Source organism: Shewanella sp. SG41-4 (assembly GCF_014164505.1).
In the GTDB taxonomy this organism is placed as follows: Bacteria; Pseudomonadota; Gammaproteobacteria; order Enterobacterales; family Shewanellaceae; genus Shewanella.
This window is the reverse complement of the sequence record NZ_JACJFI010000331.1, coordinates 1-3717: the sequence shown is the minus strand read 5'-3', so window position 1 is coordinate 3717 and position 3717 is coordinate 1. Positions and strand designations below refer to the sequence as shown.

The 3717-nt window shown below is 40.1% G+C and carries 4 protein-coding genes; 2 read left to right on the top strand and 2 right to left on the bottom strand.

The features are described 5' to 3' along the window. Positions 1–162: 162 nt before the first annotated feature. Entirely contained in the window at positions 163–1545 is a 1383-nt protein-coding gene (cysS, locus tag H5202_RS19120; RefSeq protein ID WP_182773461.1) for a cysteine--tRNA ligase, read from the bottom strand. 143 nt (positions 1546–1688) lie between these two features. Between cysS and H5202_RS19115 the strand changes: the two genes are divergently transcribed. Both H5202_RS19115 and H5202_RS19110 read left to right on the top strand, forming a co-directional pair. Then, positions 1689–2183: a peptidylprolyl isomerase gene (locus H5202_RS19115; protein WP_011638050.1), complete on the top strand. Its 495-nt coding sequence runs from the start codon at positions 1689–1691 to the stop codon at positions 2181–2183. 2 nt (positions 2184–2185) lie between these two features. Continuing rightward, a complete protein-coding gene (locus H5202_RS19110) occupies positions 2186–2911 on the top strand; it encodes a UDP-2,3-diacylglucosamine diphosphatase (protein ID WP_182773460.1) in 726 nt (241 codons plus the stop codon). A 65-nt stretch (positions 2912–2976) separates the two neighbouring features. On the opposite strand, the gene miaE is transcribed toward H5202_RS19110, so the two are convergent. Next, on the bottom strand, positions 2977–3717 hold a 741-nt coding region (miaE, locus tag H5202_RS19105), incomplete at its 5' end, for a tRNA isopentenyl-2-thiomethyl-A-37 hydroxylase MiaE (RefSeq protein WP_182773459.1).

Sequence of the window (3717 nt, the reverse complement as noted above, 5' to 3'; positions counted from 1 at the left end):
AGGGCTTCTGAAAGTTCCATAAAAAAAAATCCGATAATAAAGATTATCGGATTTTCGCAGACTAGAAAGATCGGTCAACCGATCAGTTAAATTTTCTCGTTTTACCGCTTAACTGATCGGCATTATGCTATTGCAGGCTTTTGTTTTTATACTTGAAGTAAATTACTTTTTACGCCAAGTAGTACCAGTTGGGCCGCCATCTTCTAACTCAACGCCTAACTCGTTTAAGCGATCGCGGGCAACATCCGCTGCTGGCCAATCTTTTTCAGTACGGGCACGGTTACGCTCAACGATAAGCGCTTCAATTTCTGCCACTTCATCGTCGCTGCCTTCCCCTTTAAAGAAAGCCTCTGGTGTTTGGCTGATAAGGCCAAGCACATCCGCTAATTGCTTCAAGCTGACACCTAATGCCGATGCCGCTGACATATCGGTTGTTTTAAGACGATTGATTTCACGCACCATCTCAAACAATACTGAATAAGCTTCTGGTGTATTAAAGTCATCATCCATTGCCGACTTAAACTTGGCAACAAACACTTCAGCAGGCGCGGCATCAACCGTTAAGTCTAAACCTTTAAGCGCTGTGTATAAGCGCTCTAACGCTGCACGAGCTTGCTTTAAATTGTCTTCAGAATAATTTAACTGACTACGATAATGACCAGATAATAAAAAGTAACGTACGGTTTCAGCATCATAATGCTTAAGCACATCTCGAATGGTAAAAAAATTGTCTAATGATTTAGACATTTTTTCACGGTCAATCATCACCATTCCGGTGTGCATCCAGTAATTAACATACGGGGTATCGTGAGCACAGCAAGACTGTGCAATTTCATTTTCATGATGTGGAAACTGTAAATCAGACCCACCACCATGAATATCAAAATGTAAACCAAGATGCTTACTGTTCATGGCAGAACATTCAATATGCCAACCAGGGCGACCTGGCCCCCAAGGTGATTCCCACGTTGGTTCACCCGGTTTAGACATTTTCCATAACACGAAATCCATCGGATTTTGCTTAGCATTATCTATCTCAACGCGAGCACCGGCTTGAAGTTGGTCTAGGTTTTGACCTGACAACTGCCCATACTCAGGAAACGATGCAACACTGAATAATACATCACCATTACTGGCAACGTAGGCATGGTCGCGGTCGAGTAAACGCTGAACCATATCGATAATTTCTTCAATATGTAACGTTGCTCGAGGCTCAAAATCTGGACGCTTCATATTTAACGCATCAAAATCCTGATGCATTTCGGCGATTAAACGCTCAGTAAGCGACTCACAAGATTCGTTGTTTTCAGCAGCCCGTTTGATAATTTTGTCATCAACATCGGTAATGTTACGCTGAAAATTCACCTCATAACCGATATAACGTAAATAACGCACTATCATGTCAAACGAAACAAAGGTACGCCCGTGACCAATATGACATAAATCGTAAATGGTCACGCCACAGACGTACATTCCGATTTTACCTGGATTTATTGGTTTAAATTCTTGTTTCTCACGGCTAATACTATTGTAAATCTTTAACATCGATTGTTCTCTTTTACACTAATTTATAACGGGAAATGTTATCGCTGAGTTTAGCATGATGTCACCTGTTTTGAACACTGCACTTTATGCGGCAGTTAAGATAAGTTAGAATCGCGCAAATTATTATTTTCAAGTGAGACAACATGATTACTTTACATACCAATATGGGCGATATTACTTTACAGCTAAATGAAGAAAAAGCGCCAATTACCGCGGCTAACTTTATGCAGTATGTTGAAGATGGTTTTTTCGAGGGTACTATTTTTCACCGTGTTATTGACGGTTTTATGATCCAAGGTGGTGGTTTCACTGAAGATATGAGCCAGAAAAGTGTTAAAGCATCAATCAAAAATGAAGCCAACAATGGTTTATCTAACCGTAAAGGCACTGTTGCCATGGCACGCACTTCTGATCCGCACTCAGCAACAGCACAGTTTTTCGTTAACGTAAAAGACAATACTTTCCTTGATTTTAAATCAGAAACTTCACAGGGCTGGGGTTATTGTGTATTTGGTGAAGTGGTTGAAGGCTTAGACATTATTGAAACAATCAAAAATGTTGCCACTGGTAATAATGGTATGCATCAAGATGTTCCATTAGAAGCCATTGTGATCAAAAGCGTTAGCGTTAAAGCGTAATTTTGAAAAAAACAATCTTTGTAGGCGATTTGCACTTAAGTGCAGATCGCCCAGATATTACACAAGCCTTCATCTATTTTCTAAACCATGGTTTAGACAATACTGAAGCGCTTTATATCATCGGCGATCTATTCGAAGTTTGGATGGGTGATGATATTGCAGAACCCTTTACCATTGCCATCGCAGAAGCAATCAAAACAGTATCGAATTCAATACCTGTATATTTTACTCATGGTAATCGTGACTTTATGGTTGGCAAACAATTTTGCCTACGAGCGGGCATGAAAATATTACCTGAAGTGTACTGTACCAACTTGTACGGTGTTAACACCGTTATTTTGCACGGTGATAGCCTTTGTACTCTTGATATTGCTTATCAGCGATTCAGACGCTTTCGAAGTCTTGATATAGTGCGCTGGGTTTATTCTCATCTACCTAAAAAAACACGTTTAAACATTGCAGCAAAAATTCGTCAAAAAAGTGTTCAAGGTAATCAGCAAAAACATTACGAAATTATGGATGTTGAGCCAAGTGCGGTAACCGCGCTACTGGCACGTACTGGTTGTCAGAGAATGATCCATGGTCATACTCATCGCCCAGCGATTCATCAACTCACAGCTCAAGAACAACGTGTTGTGGTCGGTGATTGGTATACTCAAGGCAGCGTGCTAAAAGTCAGTGATAAAGGTTGTGAATTAGTAACATTACCCTTTTCCGAAACAAACTAGACTCACTTGAAGGTATCAGCATTGATATCAACAGTGAGTATTGGTTTATACAGCACAATTGTTGATTATTGCGTTGGTATTCCACTGTGAAAACGAAACTCGCTATCTTCTGTCAAAATTAACGCCATCTCTTTTTCGCGAAAATAATGAATACGTTCACTGATATCTTTGCCTGCAATATCTTCTGCAAGAACCAAATAGTCTTGAAAATGCCGAGCTTCTGAACGAAGTAATGAAGTGTAAAACTTAGCGAGTTCATCATCTAAGTGCGGCGCAAGTTTAGCAAATCGCTCACATGAACGCGCTTCAATAAACGCGCCAATAATTAACTTATCAATTAACGTAAGCGGCTCATGAGTCCGCACATGTGAAATTAACTGCTTGGCGTACCGACCAGCACGAATATTACTGTAATCAATACCGCGCGTTGTCATAATCTGTAAAACTTGCTCAAAGTGATGAAACTCTTCTTTGATCAAACGCACCATTTTACTCATTAAATCACTGCTATTAGTGAGGCTCTCATTGACGACTAATTCACTAGTGATATCGTTCTTTTTACTATCGCGAGCCAAAAACTCGTGGGCATTACGATCTTGTTGATAAACGAAATCCTCATAAGGCTTTGCCCAGGTCTTTAATAGATGTGAACTACTTTGATCAATCGCATATTTGCGGATCATTAACATCGCAGTTTGCGCAGCTTTAAGCTCACAGTTGCAATGGTCAATTAGCAATGCATTGAGTTGTTCAGGTTGTTTAGCTTGTTCAACCCAACTGTTTGGTGTCTCACAACCTAAAAAGTT